Source organism: Ureibacillus thermosphaericus, from assembly GCF_012396605.1.
In the GTDB taxonomy this organism is placed as follows: Bacteria; Bacillota; Bacilli; order Bacillales_A; family Planococcaceae; genus Ureibacillus; species Ureibacillus thermosphaericus.
Genome location: NZ_JAAXPW010000009.1, coordinates 1 through 16,238, shown reverse-complemented (window position 1 = coordinate 16,238; position 16,238 = coordinate 1). Strand labels below are relative to the sequence as shown.

Here is a 16,238-nt window from a genome sequence, read left to right as displayed (position 1 = left end):
TATGTTGTTGAATCTGTTGAAAAGAACTTATATATGTCAAAATTGATAAAATAACCTATCAACACTTCATTGTATTGATAGGTTATTTTTATGATGGACTATTTATCCTCTAATTTGACCATTTCCACGTATATAATATTTCGTTGATGTTAAAGCTGGTAATCCCATTGGACCTCTTGCGTGAAGTTTTTGTGTACTAATTCCGATTTCTGCACCGTACCCAAATTCAAATCCATCTGTAAAGCGTGTGGAAGCATTTACATAGACGCTTGTTGCATCAACGCGGTTTAAGAATATTTCAGCACTTTTCTCATCATTTGTGATAATTGCTTCCGAATGTTTCGTACCATAATAATTGATATGATCTATTGCTTCATCAACATTATTCACAATCTTCACACTAATCGTTAAACTTAAATATTCCGTTGCATAATCTTCGTCTGATGCTAGTGTAGCATGTGGTAACACATCGCATACTTTTTCGTCCCCAATAATTTCAACCCCAGCATTTTCTAAGTTTGTTAATAATTTTTTTCCGTGCAGTTTAAACCAATCTTTGTGAATTAATAAGCTTTCTGCTGCATTGCAAACAGAAGGTCTTTGTGTTTTCGCATTGATAATGACTTTTTCAGCAATTTCATAGTCTGCTGATTGATCGACATAGATGTGACAATTTCCAGCTCCTGTCTCAAGCACTGGGACAGAGGCTTCTTTTACAACTAAATCAATTAATTTTTTACCGCCGCGAGGAATTAATACATCAATATATTCTTTTAAATGGAATAATTCAGAAGCTGTTTCATGTCGTGTATCTTCAATCAACTGAACCGCATCAATCGGCAATGCGGATTTTTCTAACGCACGGTGTATACATGAAACAAGAGCTATATTGGAATGTTTAGCGGATGAGCTTCCACGCAACATAACAGCGTTTCCAGTTTTTAAACATAATGTAGCTGCATCAACTGTAACATTTGGACGGGCTTCGTAAATCATGCATACAACTCCAAGCGGCACTCGTCTTTTTTCAATTTTTAATCCATTTTCTTTTGTAAAACTTTCTAACACTTCACCGATTGGATCTGGTAAGGAAATTAATTGAAATATAGCTTCACACATTGCTTGAATGCGTTGTTCATTTAACATGATTCGATCTAGTACTGCATCGGTTAAACCATTTTCTTTTCCGCTTACTAAATCTTTTTTATTTGCTTCAAGAATGGCATCTTTCTCAATAAGCAGCTGTTCCGCAATTTTTGCTAATGCGTCATTTTTTTCTTCTGTTGTTTTTACATTCATTAAATAACTTGCAAATTTCGCTAATTTACCTTTTGTTTTAACTTCGCTACCTACCATAAATTGTGTCATGAAAATACCTCCTTCATTCTAGAAAAATATTATAATTTTACCCATTTATCTCGATGAATGACTTCAATATATCCTGAGTGAAGTTCTTCGGTTTTTTTACCACAAGCAAAAGCCAATTCTTTGCTGGAATAAAGCACTTCTCCTCGACCTAACAGACCTGATTCTCCATAGACTTCCACAACATCACCGCGGTCAAATTCACCTTCAACTCGAAAAATCCCTGCAGGCAATAAACTTTTTCCTCTTAATAACAATGCTTCTTCAGCACCTTTATCGATGAATAATTTTCCTTTTGTTTCTGTAAAAGAAATCCATTGTTTTTGGTTAGGTAGTATAGCTAGATGATCACGATCAATATACGTTCCATCACCATGACCATTTAAAATATCGAGCAATTTATTTGGTCCACTTCCTTTTCCAATAAATACTTTGACACCAGCTTTTAAAGCGGTGCGAGCAGCTAGCAATTTGGATTGCATGCCTCCCGTTCCCACTTTGGAGCCAGCACCTTTTGCTAGTTGAAGCATGTCATCCGTAATTTCAGTTAGATGACGAATCCGTTTAGCTTTTGGATTTTTTAAAGGATTATCGTCATAGAAACCGTTAATATCCGTCAAAATAATGAGTTGATCTGCATGTACTAACCCGCTTACTAGGGCAGAAAGCATATCATTGTCGCCAAAAGTAAGTTCTGTCACTGAAACAGTGTCATTTTCATTTACGATAGGCAAAATAGAACGTTCTAACAACTCACTAAAAGTTGCAAAAGCATTTTTATAACGCTCTTTATTTGAAAAATCGGTACGTGTTAGAAGCACTTGGGCTGTTGTGATTCCGTATTTTGCAAATTGATCTGCATAAAGTTGAATAAGTAAACTTTGACCAACAGCTGCAGCTGCTTGTTTTCCTTTTAAAGTGACTGGTCGAGTAGGGTAACCTAGTTTTCGAAATCCTGCCGCCACCGCACCAGAAGAAACAAGAAGAACTTCATGGCCTTCTTTGACAACTTGATAGATTGAGTCAACGTGATCTTTCATTTTAACATAGTCAATTTCACCCTTTGAATTTGTAAGCGAACTTGAACCTATTTTAACGACAATTCTTTTCTTCTCCATCAACAACCATCCTTAAAAACTTTCTACTAAAATAAAAAAACCTTTTTCGCCCTTATTTTTAGGGCGAAAAAGGAGTTTCCGCGGTACCACCTAAATTGGATTATGCCAACATAATCCCACTTTACCTCAAATAACGCTTTGAGCATGCGTCTAGTTTTAGCTAGAAGCTAGCGAAGCAGGTTCAGCAGCTCTTATTTGTACGATGTCTTTCAGCCTATGGACATCGCTCTCTTTCCAACAGTGTGCAGCTTACTAATCTTCGTTAAGCTGATTGCTATATAAACATTTAGTGGTATATTTGTTAATTAATATGCATGAAATTTTAAAAAGTGTCAACAATTAAAAAATTTCTAACGAATAAAGTGTTTTATTCATTAAATAATATACAATAATTTATAAAAATTTAAAAAATAAAGGGGCAAACTATCAATGTATATTGAAGTAGGAAATGGAGTAGACATCATAGGAGATATCCATGCATGTTTTGATGAATGGATTCAAATGTTGCATCAATTAGGTTACGAAAAAAATGAACAAGGATTATACGCTCATCCAAAAGGGAGAAAAATTATTTCTCTTGGAGATATCATGAGTAGGGGACCAAAATCGATTGATACGATGAAATTTTTTTTAAAACATTACAATGTAAACACGTATATGATTGATAGTAATCACGGTTGGAAAATTGCCCGTTGGCTAGATGGAAGAAAAGTGCAGTTAAAACATGGTGATGAAAAAGTAGAAGAAGAATTTAATCAATATGAAAAAATACATGGTATAGAAAAAACAAAAAAGTTAAAAAATCAATTCAAAGACTTACTAATGAACGTACCTTCACATTATATCTTAACAGATCAAGGGCATCCAAAAGTCGTTTGTGTGCATGCAGGTATACGAGAAGAATTTATCGGTAAAGAATCCAATAGAATCAAAAATTTTTGCCGCTATGGCGATGTTGCTGGCATGGACGAACAAGGGAAACCAATACGTCGTGAGTGGTATAAGCAATATAAAGGTTCATTGCTTGTTATTTGGGGCCATGAGCCAAAACCAGAGCCGCTAATTATGAATAATACAATTAATATTGATCAAGGAGTTGTTTTTGGAGGGAAGTTAACGGCTTATCGGTATCCTGAAAAAGAATTTGTATTTGTTCAGGCTAAAAGAGACTATTCAGGTGCAAAAGAGAATCCTTTAAAATAAAGAAAAATAATACCCATCAAACCTTATAGAAAAGGTTTTGAAGGGTATTTTTAGAAATATATAATAAACCTATATAATTAACGAATTAACTTAATGGATGATTCCTAAGTTAATAAATTATGCCGCTTGTTTTGTATACTTATTTAGTAAATAGTCTAACTGTTGGCTGCAATTTACTACTTTTGGATGGGTGAATCCTAGTTCTTGTGCTTTTCGATACATATCTTTTCTTTTTATTTCTATTACAACTTTTAACACTTTTTTATACAGCGTGTTAAACATTTTTATTCCTCCAGTAAATATTGTTCATAATTTGATATTTTTCATATATGGTGTTGAAGCTCCTTCATTGTATACTATTTAGATTAAAAAAAATGTCGGATTGTGGAGGAAAAATAGATTTTCACAAATTTGTCACAATTTAATAGGATTAACTAATAGAAAATGGGGTATATATCTTTGTTGTAGGTAATAATATAATTCAATGAAATCTCATCCAAATCCAAAGTTGAAGGGGATGAGATATTGATTATAAGTGATGAATTTAGATTAGAGAAGGGGATTTCTAAATAGGATTGGGCTCTTGAAAAGTTGATTTGAATCGCCTCTCTTTACGACTGATAGCAAAGCATACAAACTTAGAAAAATAGCGACGATGATGACGTTTGATGTGACCATTAAAAGGGGAAAGAATTATATTTATAAGTAATTGAGCCTGACCAAAAAGTTTTGCTCTTTTTGGCCAGGCTCTCTTTTATTAAATGACTAAATGTAAGAATACTCATTAATTTGTGAATGATAAGATTGCTTTATTTTTATATACTTCAAGTGTACGAATTGCTTCTTCTTTAGAGTCATATTCGAAACAACGGAAAGAGTCTGCATCAAAAACTGTTACAACCCACATAAAAAATGCCTCCTTAATTTACCAAGAAATAATTTATTTATAATCTATTGTCAATGACTATAACTACTCATTATTTTGTATAGGACAAGTACGCTGAATGACCGAATTTTTGAAGTGCTAATGTTGCTTCATTTTTTTCAATAAATTCAAAGATACGATAAGAATTTTTTTCAAATACAGTAAGCACCCACATCTTGGGATCAAACTCCTTCACAAAATAATTTTGTTATATAACAATTTGCTGCTTTCTAATAAACAGTTAAATTGTTATATATCAATTTCAAATTCATTGTACACCTAATATATGAGAAAGAAAATAGAAAGTGAATTGTTTCACAAATTGTTCAATATGATGACGTTTTCATCAGAAATTTACAAAAATTTATGAATATACATTTTATTAATAAAATTTACTATTAGTTTAAAATCCAGCGAAAATGTAACAATTCGCTGGATTGTTGTTCAATTTATTCAAGAATTCGTTTATAAAATTCTTTTGGAAATTCAATACCCAAATTTTCGAATTCTTTTTCCGCTTCTTCAACAATTTGTTTCACTTTTTCTTTTGTCTCTTCATCTAATTGTGGTTCTTTTGGCATTTCAACGCCCAATTCCTTTAGTTTTTCTTCTGCTTGCTCTTTCGTAATGGATCCACTTTTCATTTGTTTCATAATTTCCTTTACCTTTTGCTTTGTTCCCTCATCTAGTCCATCGTAAATTTTACATTTCTCATCTTTAGGGGAGATGACGCCTAAATTATACAGTTTTTCATCTGCCTGTTCAGAAGTAATTTTACCTTCTTCTAATTCCTTAATAATTTGTTTTACTTGTTCTTTCGTTTCTTCATCTAATTGAGAATACGTTAGATGTGCATTTAAATGCGGAATTTTCACACCTAAATTCTCTAATTCAGAATGCAAATCATTTAAGATTTTATCCACTTGTTGCTTTTTTTCATTATCTAATTGTTCATATTCCTGTAAAAATTTTGAATGATAATGGGCTTCGGCTCCTAAAGGGAACAATAAAAGTCCAAAGGTTAAAAGGAAAGTGAATAGATAAAATCTTTTTTTCATGTTGATCACCTCACAAAGATTTTAGCTTTCAATATTTTTAACCTTACACTTTTATCGTTCCCAAAATTCGCAAATAAAAAAGTGACGTTTATTGGTATATTCAGCAAGAAAAAGCATAAAAAAAGGAGCATTATTTGCTCCAAATAATTATTGCTAATATTTATGAAAATGACTTAAGCTACAAGAGTCAAGTTTGTGAAGGAAAGGATTGCTGGCAATTGTAACTCTTCCATAGCTTTAACTGCTTCTTCTTTCGTTTCGAATTCATAAATGCGGAAATTTTCTTCCTCAAATAGTGTGACGACCCACATCATTAACGCCTCCATTATATTTATATATCAACTTTGATTTGATTGTACTCCTTTTCAATCACATAAAGAAACGATTAGTGAAGTATTTCACATTTTATTCATAAAATATTTTTCACAAAGTTAACAATTATTTTTTTAAATAATTATCAAGGGAAATAATTTTTTCATCTTCTGTAGGAGGCTGTTTTGACATAACATCTTTAAAAAAATCGAATTTTTCCTTATGACCAATGTACATATTAAAGTTGCGGTGGGACTGGTTCATGAAAATAATTTGATTTTTATTCATTTGATAACCTCCAAATGGACAGGAGAATTAAAAAGAAAGGGTTAAATATTTTTATTTGCTTTTTGAGTTTTATCGTGATTTGTTTTATTGTTTTTATTTTTTACTTTTGAATCGAATTCTTCTGAAATTTCCACTGTTGGATCTTCTGGATTTTCAGCATGACTAGTTGTGTTTTTATGCAAGTGTTTATAAGTTTCAAATGGATTGTGAGTTCTTTCGTTAATCGTTTTCTTATTATTTTTGCTCATATTCTTCACCTCCTAGCCCTAATTTGCTCTTATCGGGTTATTTTATAATTGGAACTTACTCGTAATTTTTTTCTAAAATATAATCCATTTTTTCTAACAATTGTGATTGAATTTCAATATCTTTCTCATATTCATTTTGAAACATCTGAAAGTTCATTACATCTAGATTGGGTGGTGCGTTATACATTTTTTCAAGCAATTTTTTTAACACGTTCAATTGCTGAATAACATTTTCTTTTAATGCAATGGTATCTGGATATTGAACATTAAAATTCATTAATTCACTCTTCAACTCAACTATTTTTTGTTGCATTTCTAAATTTTCTTCCATACCTCCTTCTAATACATAAAACGTTGTAAATTGCAATTGATTCATTTTCTCTTCTGATTTACTAAGGTGATCACTAATACAATCTACTAAAGGAAAAAATTTATCGTCTAATGTTTCATACAATGCTTCAAATTCTTTAGATTGAGAATAATCCGTAAAATATCCAGGAAAAAAAATAATCAAAAGAAATATTCCAATTAAGATGATGAACAACCATTTTTTCATTTCTTTCTCCTCGCTTCTAATTTTTATTTTGCGAAAGGGAAAAATTTTTATCCTAAAATGTTGGTTTATTGGCAATAGAATCATCATATGTTTATAAATTTTGGACAACCTAATGAACAATAAGAGAGGTGAACTGACATGATGATTCAAAAATCCTCAGAATGGAAAGAGGAGTTTGCACGTCGCCTTGAAAAGGGAGGCCCTTGGGATAATTGGATGCTATACAAAATGGCTTATGAGGTCGTAAAAGATCAATTAATTACAGATTTTTCAGGTTTACAAGCTCCGAAATTTTTAACAAACATACAATTTCTCGAACATCAAATAGATGCAGCAAGAACGGTTATTGAAAAAATGAATGGAAAGGCAATATTAGCGGACGAAGTTGGACTTGGAAAAACGATAGAAGCTGGTTTAATTTTGAAGGAATATATTCTAAGAGGACTGGTAAAAAAAGCATTAATCTTAGTGCCGGCATCATTACTTACTCAGTGGGTTGATGAACTGAACGCAAAATTTTTTATTCCTGCCATTGGTTGTCGAAAAAAGAATGTTCCCTTCGAACAATATGATTTTGTTGTCATGAGTATGGATATGGCTAAACGGAGTCCATATCGGGAAAAGATTTACGAACAGAACTATGACATGATTATTATTGATGAAGCTCACAAATTAAAAAACAATAAAACGCAATCATATCAATTTGTACAAGGATTAAAGAAGAAATTTTGTTTATTGCTAACTGCTACACCAATTCAAAATAACATTTTTGAAATTTTTTATCTCGTTTCCTTATTAAAACCTGGTCACTTAGGAAATGTAGAAAGTTTCCAATCATATTTCAAAAAAGGGAAAAATGGCTTACAGGAAGATGAATACTTAAAAGAATTAGTGAATCAAGTGATGATTCGAAATCGTAGGCAAGATACGGGCATTGAGTGGGTTGGCAGACATGTTGAAACAATTCCAATTCAATTTACTGATGAAGAAAAAGAAGTTTACGAAATGATTCAACAATTAAAGGAACGCACAAGTGTATTTGCCAATTCTTTTGCTATGACAACACTATTAAAAGAAATGTGCTCGAGTAAAGAAGCAGCATATTTAACATTAGTGAAAATGAAAGAGAAGATGCAAAGTAGAGATGAAATAGATTATATAGAAGAAATTATAGAGAAAATGTCCAATTTAGAAATCAATTCAAAAGCAGAAAAAACTTATGAAATTATTCAAAAGGCAAAAGATAAAGTCATTATTTTTACCGAATATAGAGCAACACAACACTATTTACAATGGTATTTATATCAAAAAGGAATTAAAAGTGTGTTGTTTAACGGAAAGTTTAGTAAAAATAAGCGAGATTGGATGAGGCAATTATTCAAAGATTACGCTGACGTATTAATAGCAACAGAATCAGGTGGCGAGGGGATTAACCTTCAATTTTGCCATCATGTTGTAAATTTTGATTTACCTTGGAATCCCATGAAAATTGAACAACGAATTGGCCGGGTACACCGTTTTGGTCAACAATCAGATGTATATATTTACAATTTAGCTATTCAAAATACAATTGAAGATCGCATCATCGACTTATTAACAAATAAAATCGATGTCTTTGAAAAAGTTGTGGGAGAAATAGATGATATCTTATCAAACAAAGTGGAAGAGCCAATATACAATTCTCCAAGTTTTGTGCCAAATTTCCATTTTGAAGATTTCGGTTTAGAAGATCAGTTAGGCTTCACATAAATTTTCCAATGCAAACTTCTCGAATTGGGAGGAGCAAAAGAATGATAGCTGAACAAATCCATCATTATTTACGAACATTTTTTATAGAGACAAATTGTAAAATTGAAGATGAAACATCCGATTATTTAACTGTTCAATTAACAGCTGATATCGATAAACGTATAATGAATCGTCCTTTTTATTGGCAATTTATTGAAAGTACAAAAGCAGAGCCAAACCCATTAAAAGTAACCTTTATTACGAAACAAAAAGAGAATTTAAACATTCGTGGTGAATATATTCATTATGGGTCGATGCGAATGCATCAAATTTTTCAAGCCACGAAAGACTTAGGCTGTTTTGTTCAAATGTATGAAGATATTGAAGGAGCAAGTTTATTTCCATGGATTGGTGCTAATTTTAAAGTTTCTTATCATACAGACCAAACAAAGGAATTGCTCTTTTCTTTAGGAATTAACTTAATTCATGGCAGCGTCAAAAGTGACTTCCAAGATATATTATGTGCGTTGCAGTTAACGGATGAATTGCCAAAAAACGCATATTGCCTACCTTATATTGTTTCTCCAATGAGGGCGATTGAACGTTTGGAAACAGCAATTGAAAATTATATTGCAAATGATGATTTATCTTGGGCGGATGAGGCAAAAAAACGATGGAAAAGGGAACAAGAAATATTAGATCATTTTTATGAAGATGTAGAAAACAAACCAGAAATTTATGAAATAGAGAAAAAAGCGTTAGAAGAGCGATTTCAACCTCGAATTAAAATTGAAATCGTTAGCGGGGGACTGTTTTACTTAAAATAAATGAAATCATTCTAATTTTCGTAGTACTAACCAAAGCTATGGTAAGTACTACTATTTTTTTGCGGCTTGGACTCTCCGCTCCCCACTCATGCAAGTATGTATTTTTAATCAAGCTCTATTAAGTTTATAAACAAGGGAATGGTGCTATATAGCATGACCGAAGTATAAATCAATCATCTATTTGGTTAAGTTAAATAAAAAATGGAAAAATGGGTGGGGAATATTGATGAAGTTAAACTATTATATTGTGATTTTTTTGCTATCATTGTGCCTTGGTGTAGTTGGTTATCTATCTTATCAAAAATCAACTATTGAACAATCACCAGGAGAAAATGACTATACATTCAAAGAAGTTTCTTATACTGATGAAGAAAAAAAGATTTCAAAAGAATTGGAAGTTCATGCTTGTGAAAAAGGAACAATGCAATCACCTATACAAATTGAATACAAGAATGTTCTTCTTGAAGATGCCCCAAAAATCAACATACATTATGAAAAGGAACCTGTTGTACTAATAAAACAAAGAAATCAGTTTAAAGTATATTCGAAATCGAATACAAGTTTTATTTCGGTTGATAATGAACAATACAAATTTCATTCCTTCCATTTCCATTTACCAAGTGAACATCAAATCGAAAATCAAAACTATGATATGGAATTACATCTCGTACACGAAAATGAAAAAGGCGACCATGCTGTAATAGCGGTATTTATAAAATCTGGAGAAGAAAACGAAGCAATTAAAGAAATATGGAAGTTTATACAAGATGAAAATATGAATGAAAAAGAAATGGATTCATTCAATTTATTACAATTAATTCCTGAAGTAAGGGAAGGGTATTACTATTCCGGTTCTTTGACGACACCTCCTTGTAAAGAAGGGGTTGACTGGATTGTATTTGAAGAGCCAATCGAATTTTCAATTGAACAAATTACAATGTTTAGAGATGTTTTCGGTCATACGAATCGACCTATACAACCAACGAATGACAGGAAAATTTTTAAAATAACTATCAATTAAATATCCTAAAGATATTTCCTCAAACCATGTGAACGATTGACATTGAAAAGCACTTTATAAATATGTTGAATATTTTATGGTTTGATTTTTAGAATTTTAAATGGTTAAAGAAAAAGGGGCGGTATCGCTCCTTTTTGTGTTAATTAAGCTCATAAATCGTTTTATGATTACTGTTTTAAAAATGCCTCACGTTATTGAATATTTTTGTTATTAAAGGAAAAAAATAACTAAAAAAGTGGTAATTTCCTTCATCCAGTTGCATAGTGAGGTGAATTGAATGATTATTAATATGTTAACTGTAATATTTGTCTTGATTTGTTGTATTGTAAGTTTTCTCCTTATGGTTTTCACAAAAAAAACTTTGTTGTTTCGATATATTCCAATAGTTATCATCACAGTTAGCTTCATCTTTATAACGATTAAATACTTCTTCTATTCATATTACTTGATAGTCACAAAATTATTTGATGGTGTAATCCTTGTTCTTTTCCTTATATTATGGTTCTTCATTATGATTGAACATGTCATTCTCGATTTCATTGAAGATTATTCAAACATCCGCTCATCTTTTCGTATCATGTATAATCGAATTAAGCGATTGAAGTTTCGTTATGTTCGATTACATTTCATAAAAAAAATTAAAAACCAAAGCCTACATTAGTGCACATATCGAATTGTTGAAGTAAACAGGAACAGGGAGGTTATATTCATGAAAATAACCATTGAATGGACGTATCATCATAAAGGATTGGAAACAACTTTTCGATCAGATGAAATGCCGCCAGTTCAAGCCCTATTGATTGCCGAAGAATTAAAGAAAACCGGAAAAGTAAAACATATGACCTTTATTGATCAATATGACAGTACATGGTCTGTTAAAGAAATAAAAAAATATTTAAAGGAAATCGAAACTGAGCCATCCAATGTGACAGTGTATTTTGATGGTGGTTATGATTTAGAAAGTCAAAAAGCCGGTTTAGGATTTGCCATATATTTTGAACAAAACGGAAAATCTTATCGAACTAGAAAAAATTTAATGCAACTTGGCTTAAAATCTAATAATGAAGCGGAATATGCGGCTTTATACGGAAGTATTCTAGAGTTAGAAATGATAGGCGTTCATCATCAAACTGTTCGATTCATTGGTGATTCACAGGTTGTTATTAATCAAATGAGTGGAGAATGGCCTATTTATGAAAAAGAATTAACAAATTGGGCGAATAAAATTGATGAAAAATTAAATCAACTAGGAATCAAATCTGAATTTAAATTAGTTTCGCGAAAAGGGAATGAAGAAGTCGATCGATTAGCAACTCAAGCATTGAATAATACCATAATTGAAGGAAAAATAGAGTTAGATTAATCGAGAAAAACTTGTGACATTCAATCTAGAATTTAAGTGATTTAGCTGTTTTATCTAGCAATCTTTTTAAATTCTATTAAATTATTTGAAAAAATAAAATGAAAATGTGTTATAATTTTCATAACAACAAAAAAATTATTAAATTTTGCAGGGGTGGCCTAAGTGCCTGAGAAGGTGATATCACCTAACCCTTAGAACCTGATGCAGCTAGTACTGCCGTAGGGAGCAAAATACCTTATCGTATGAATTTTATTATGATTATGTGTATTGTTGCTCTCCAAACTTGGAGAGTTTTTTTATTTCATATGATAATTGCAGGGGTGGCCAAGTGCCTGAGAAGGTGATATCACCTAACCCTTAGAACCTGATGCAGTTAGCACTGCCGTAGGGAGCAATGAAAGATTGTGTTCTATTTTCAAAGCTCTTTTGCGCCGTGCAAAGGAGCTTTTTTCTTTACATAAATTTTTACAATTATAGGAGGATATATATGAGCTTAATCAAAATAAGAAAAAAAAATCCATTAATTCATTGTATTACAAATACCGTTGTAACGAATTTTACTGCAAATGGTTTGCTTGCAATTGGAGCTTCACCAGTTATGTCAGATGAGCCATTGGATGTAGAAGACATGGTCGCTATTGCAAACGGATTATTAATTAATATTGGTACATTAAATAAAAATTCAGTAGAAGCAATGATATTAGCTGGCAAAAAAGCAAATGAACTAAACATTCCTGTCGTGCTTGATCCTGTCGGGGCGGGGGCTACAACATATCGTAAAGAAATTACAAAAAATTTATTAAAAGAGATTAAATTTGATTTAATCCGATGTAATGCTGGAGAATTAGCAGCAATTGCGGGAATTAATTGGCAAGCAAAAGGAGTTGATAGTGGAGAAGGAGAAATGGATATTACCCTTGTTGCTAAGGAAACTGCTCAAAAGTATGGTGCAATTGTCGCTGTATCTGGAAAAGAAGATTTCGTGACTGACGGTATAGAACACTATCCAGTTAGTGGTGGCCATGAGTTAATGACTCAAGTTACAGGAACAGGTTGTTTATTAAGTGCTATTTGTGCTGCAGCATTAACGTTGGATGGAGGAAAACTTGAAAATATTCGAAATGTATTAGCTGACTATAAAAAAGTCGCTGAAAATGCTTCGAAAGAAAAATACCTTGGTTCCTTCCAAGTTGAAATATTAAATGGATTACATCAAATTTCAAGAGGTGAATAACTGTGAATATTGTCTTGACAATTGCTGGTTCAGATAGCGGCGGGGGAGCTGGCATTCAAGCGGATTTAAAAACATTTCAGGAGCTAAATGTTTTTGGTACATCTGTCATTACCGCATTGACTGCTCAAAATACATTAGGCGTAGAAGGTATTTATCCTGCAACGTCTGAATTTGTGGAACAACAATTGAATACAGTTTTACAAGATTTTGAAGTGAAAGCATTAAAAACAGGTATGTTATTTTCTGCAGATATTATTAAAACGATTGCAAAAAATTTAATAGATAAAAATATTCAAATAGTCGTTGATCCAGTGATGATTGCAAAAGGTGGGCAAGCGTTATTGCAAGATGAGGCCGTACAAGCGATGAAAAATGAATTATTGCCAATAGCAACCGTATTAACGCCTAATATTCCAGAAGCTGAGAAAATCACAGGTATGAAAATTGAAACAGCAGATGACATTCAACAAGCAGCAGCAAAGATTTTGCAACTTGGTGTTAATTGTGTAGTAATGAAAGGCGGACATTTGGAAGGTCCATCTGCTGTTGATACGGTCTTTTTTCAAGACGGCTCTTTCTTTCAATTAAAATCAAAACGAATTGATACGAAACATACCCATGGAACAGGGTGTACTTTTTCTGCAGCTATTACAGCAAATTTAGGTAAGGGGCTTTCGTTAAAAGAGTCCGTTATCGAAGCGAAAAAATTTGTTCAAATGGCAATTGAAAATCCACTAAATATCGGACGTGGACATGGCCCAACAAATCACTTTGCTCACCGTTTTGGTGCTAATGTAGAGGTGGAAATTGTTGAATAGAACGGATTTAGCTGTTTACTTCATAATGGGTACGGAAAATTGTAATAATGAGTCCCCACTATCAGTGCTAGAAGATGCTTTAAAAGCAGGTATTACGATTTTTCAACTAAGGGAAAAAGGAAATGAACCGTTAATGGGAAAAGAATTAGAACAATTTGCAAGAGCATGTCGATCCCTTTGTAAGCAATATGGAGTTCCTTTTATTGTGAATGATGATGTGGATCTTGCATTAAAAATCGACGCAGATGGCATTCACGTTGGTCAAGATGATACACCGATAGAAGAAATTCGCGAAAAGTTTCAACACAAAATAATTGGTGTTTCCGTTCATAATAAAGAAGAAATGGTGAAAGCTGTCGAAGGAGGGGCAGATTATGTAGGGATTGGTCCAATTTTCGAGACGAAATCGAAGCCTGATGCCAAAAAGCCAGCTGGGGTTGATTTTTTAAAGGACGCAAGGAAAATGTATCCGAATTTCCCAATTGTCGGAATTGGAGGGATTACTCCATTCAATGCACATATGGTATTAGAAGCAGGAGCTGACGGAGTAGCAGTCATTTCCGCTATATGCAATAGCAATAATCGCAGTCAGACAGTCCAGCAATTTAAGGGAAAGTAACATCATAACAATAAGTAATTCTATCGTAACTTTTCTCAAAATAGAATAACAAAATTTAAAAATAAACTGAAAAAAAGGAATTTACATAATAATATAATTCGTTTATAATAGTAAACGTATTTTAATATGGAGCAAAACATGGTGGAGTCTGTCAACAAGGCTACCACCATGTCTTTTTTTTGCATCCATCTATTATTACAACAAGGGGGTAACTATTGTGGATGTATTTGAATTTATTTTACAAATTGTACTCGTGTTGCTCGTTGCGAAAATAGCTGGTCAAATCAGCATTCGCCTAGGACAACCATCCGTATTAGGCAAAATCATTGCGGGTATCGTTCTTGGGCCGGCTGTTCTTGGATGGATAGAACAAACGGAATTAATTCATGTGTTCAGTGAAATCGGAGTATTATTATTAATGTTCCTTGCTGGACTTGAAACAGACTTAGAAAGCTTAAATAAAAATGCCAAAGCAGCAACTCTAGTGGCAGTTTTAGGGGTCATTATGCCGATTTTAATGGGATGGGGAGCTGCACCAATATTTGGAATTCCAACTTCTGAAGGGGTCTTCTTAGGATTATTACTCGCAGCAACGAGCGTAAGTATTTCCGTTCAAACATTGCGGGAAATTGGATGGTTAAATAGTAGAGAAGGAGCTACATTACTTGGAGCAGCGGTTCTCGATGATGTAATTGTAGTAATTCTCATTGCTGTTGCAATTGGATTTTTTGTGGGCTCGGATACAAATATCGCATGGGTAATTGCTCAACAAATTATCTTCTTTATTGTCATTTACTTTGTTGGAAAATATCTTGTTCCGAAGTTTATGCATCTTTTTGAAGGTTTTAAAGTTACTGAACCGATTGTTACTGCGGGCTTAATATTATTATTTGCCTTTGCATATTTCGCTGATTTCCTTGGGGTATCAGGAATTATCGGTACATATTTCATGGGGGTAGCTATTAGTAGAACAAAATATGCAAAAGAAGTTGAACACGGTGTTTCACCAATTGCATATGGCATCTTTGTACCGTTCTTCTTTATTAACATCGGTTTACCAATGAGCTTTGATGGTATTGGAGATCAAATTGTGTTTATTATCGTCTTTTCTATCATTGCCGTACTTTCAAAATTTATCGGATGCGCTCTTGGAGCAAAAGTTTGCGGCTTCGGGTGGAGATCCTCTGCAGGAATTGGAGCTGGAATGATTTCTCGTGGAGAAGTTGCATTAATCCTGGCTTCTATTGGACTAGGTGGCGGCATATTATCTCAAGAGTTTTACGGAGCAATCATTGTAGTCATCATTGTTACGACTTTAGTAACACCACCGTTATTAAAGCTAATTTTCGGTAAAAGGGAAGAAGCTCATCAAGTATAATAAATAATGAAATTAAAAAGGAGCTAACCGGTTTCAGTTAGCTCCTTTTATTAGTGCGCCTGGCATGGGTGTAATCTATAGGGTGTAAGTCCCGAACTGTGAAGGCAGAAGTAACAGTTAGCTTAACGCAAGGGTGTCCGTGGTGACGCGGAATCTGAAGGAAGCGAGCGGCAAACT

General features: G+C 32.9%; 19 protein-coding genes and 2 riboswitches. Of the genes, 9 read left to right on the top strand and 10 right to left on the bottom strand.

What is annotated here, in order from left to right:
* Positions 1-102: 102 nt before the first annotated feature.
* A complete protein-coding gene (locus HF990_RS05580; RefSeq protein WP_016837825.1) occupies positions 103-1,368 on the bottom strand; it encodes a glutamate-5-semialdehyde dehydrogenase in 1,266 nt (421 codons plus the stop codon).
* Between the two features lie 29 nt (positions 1,369-1,397).
* Positions 1,398-2,483, bottom strand: a complete 1,086-nt coding sequence (gene proB / locus HF990_RS05575) for a glutamate 5-kinase (protein ID WP_016837826.1) — start codon at positions 2,481-2,483, stop codon at positions 1,398-1,400.
* 429 nt (positions 2,484-2,912) lie between these two features.
* Between proB and HF990_RS05570 the strand changes: the two genes are divergently transcribed.
* A complete protein-coding gene (locus tag HF990_RS05570) occupies positions 2,913-3,686 on the top strand; it encodes a metallophosphoesterase (RefSeq protein ID WP_016837827.1) in 774 nt (257 codons plus the stop codon).
* Positions 3,687-3,803: 117 nt separating this feature from the next.
* Here HF990_RS05570 and HF990_RS05565 read toward each other — a convergent pair whose 3' ends face one another.
* The 8 genes from HF990_RS05565 to HF990_RS05540 all read right to left on the bottom strand — a co-directional run bounded on the left by HF990_RS05565 (position 3,804) and on the right by HF990_RS05540 (position 7,073).
* The gene (locus HF990_RS05565) at positions 3,804-3,968 is read right to left on the bottom strand and encodes an aspartyl-phosphate phosphatase Spo0E family protein (RefSeq protein ID WP_016837828.1); all 165 of its coding nucleotides are present in this window, start codon (positions 3,966-3,968) and stop codon (positions 3,804-3,806) included.
* A gap of 502 nt (positions 3,969-4,470) precedes the next feature.
* Positions 4,471-4,593, bottom strand: coding sequence for a hypothetical protein (locus tag HF990_RS15190; protein WP_016837829.1), 123 nt, complete (start codon positions 4,591-4,593; stop codon positions 4,471-4,473).
* Between the two features lie 70 nt (positions 4,594-4,663).
* Positions 4,664-4,786 (bottom strand): hypothetical protein, encoded by a 123-nt coding sequence (locus HF990_RS15185; protein WP_016837830.1) that lies wholly within the window; start codon positions 4,784-4,786, stop codon positions 4,664-4,666.
* Positions 4,787-5,060: 274 nt separating this feature from the next.
* A complete protein-coding gene (locus HF990_RS05560; RefSeq protein ID WP_016837831.1) occupies positions 5,061-5,669 on the bottom strand; it encodes a hypothetical protein in 609 nt (202 codons plus the stop codon).
* Between the two features lie 173 nt (positions 5,670-5,842).
* Complete coding sequence (locus tag HF990_RS05555; protein WP_016837832.1) at positions 5,843-5,980, bottom strand: hypothetical protein; 138 nt, start codon at positions 5,978-5,980, stop codon at positions 5,843-5,845.
* Positions 5,981-6,107: 127 nt separating this feature from the next.
* Positions 6,108-6,269 (bottom strand): hypothetical protein, encoded by a 162-nt coding sequence (locus tag HF990_RS05550; RefSeq protein WP_168412189.1) that lies wholly within the window; start codon positions 6,267-6,269, stop codon positions 6,108-6,110.
* Positions 6,270-6,310: 41 nt separating this feature from the next.
* Complete coding sequence (locus HF990_RS05545; RefSeq protein WP_096551049.1) at positions 6,311-6,517, bottom strand: hypothetical protein; 207 nt, start codon at positions 6,515-6,517, stop codon at positions 6,311-6,313.
* Between the two features lie 55 nt (positions 6,518-6,572).
* Positions 6,573-7,073, bottom strand: a complete 501-nt coding sequence (locus HF990_RS05540; RefSeq protein ID WP_016837835.1) for a hypothetical protein — start codon at positions 7,071-7,073, stop codon at positions 6,573-6,575.
* Positions 7,074-7,211: 138 nt separating this feature from the next.
* Here HF990_RS05540 and HF990_RS05535 point away from each other — a divergent pair, with 138 nt between their 5' ends.
* The 8 genes from HF990_RS05535 to HF990_RS05500 all read left to right on the top strand — a co-directional run bounded on the left by HF990_RS05535 (position 7,212) and on the right by HF990_RS05500 (position 16,061).
* Complete coding sequence (locus tag HF990_RS05535) at positions 7,212-8,822, top strand: DEAD/DEAH box helicase (RefSeq protein WP_050988838.1); 1,611 nt, start codon at positions 7,212-7,214, stop codon at positions 8,820-8,822.
* Positions 8,823-8,863: 41 nt separating this feature from the next.
* A complete protein-coding gene (locus HF990_RS05530; protein WP_016837837.1) occupies positions 8,864-9,628 on the top strand; it encodes a YqhG family protein in 765 nt (254 codons plus the stop codon).
* 226 nt (positions 9,629-9,854) lie between these two features.
* The gene (locus tag HF990_RS05525; protein WP_016837838.1) at positions 9,855-10,649 is read left to right on the top strand and encodes a carbonic anhydrase; all 795 of its coding nucleotides are present in this window, start codon (positions 9,855-9,857) and stop codon (positions 10,647-10,649) included.
* Between the two features lie 709 nt (positions 10,650-11,358).
* Positions 11,359-12,012: a reverse transcriptase-like protein gene (locus tag HF990_RS05520; protein WP_016837840.1), complete on the top strand. Its 654-nt coding sequence runs from the start codon at positions 11,359-11,361 to the stop codon at positions 12,010-12,012.
* A gap of 139 nt (positions 12,013-12,151) precedes the next feature.
* Positions 12,152-12,254, top strand: a riboswitch (TPP riboswitch).
* A 64-nt stretch (positions 12,255-12,318) separates the two neighbouring features.
* A riboswitch (TPP riboswitch) is annotated at positions 12,319-12,420 on the top strand.
* Between the two features lie 79 nt (positions 12,421-12,499).
* Complete coding sequence (thiM, locus tag HF990_RS05515; protein WP_016837841.1) at positions 12,500-13,246, top strand: hydroxyethylthiazole kinase; 747 nt, start codon at positions 12,500-12,502, stop codon at positions 13,244-13,246.
* A 2-nt stretch (positions 13,247-13,248) separates the two neighbouring features.
* A complete protein-coding gene (gene thiD / locus HF990_RS05510) occupies positions 13,249-14,064 on the top strand; it encodes a bifunctional hydroxymethylpyrimidine kinase/phosphomethylpyrimidine kinase (RefSeq protein WP_168412188.1) in 816 nt (271 codons plus the stop codon).
* Positions 14,057-14,683 (top strand): thiamine phosphate synthase, encoded by a 627-nt coding sequence (gene thiE, locus HF990_RS05505; RefSeq protein ID WP_016837843.1) that lies wholly within the window; start codon positions 14,057-14,059, stop codon positions 14,681-14,683. The genes thiD and thiE overlap by 8 nt, the downstream gene beginning before the upstream one ends.
* Positions 14,684-14,900: 217 nt before the next feature.
* Positions 14,901-16,061, top strand: coding sequence for a cation:proton antiporter (locus HF990_RS05500; protein ID WP_168412187.1), 1,161 nt, complete (start codon positions 14,901-14,903; stop codon positions 16,059-16,061).
* Positions 16,062-16,238 lie beyond the last annotated feature (177 nt).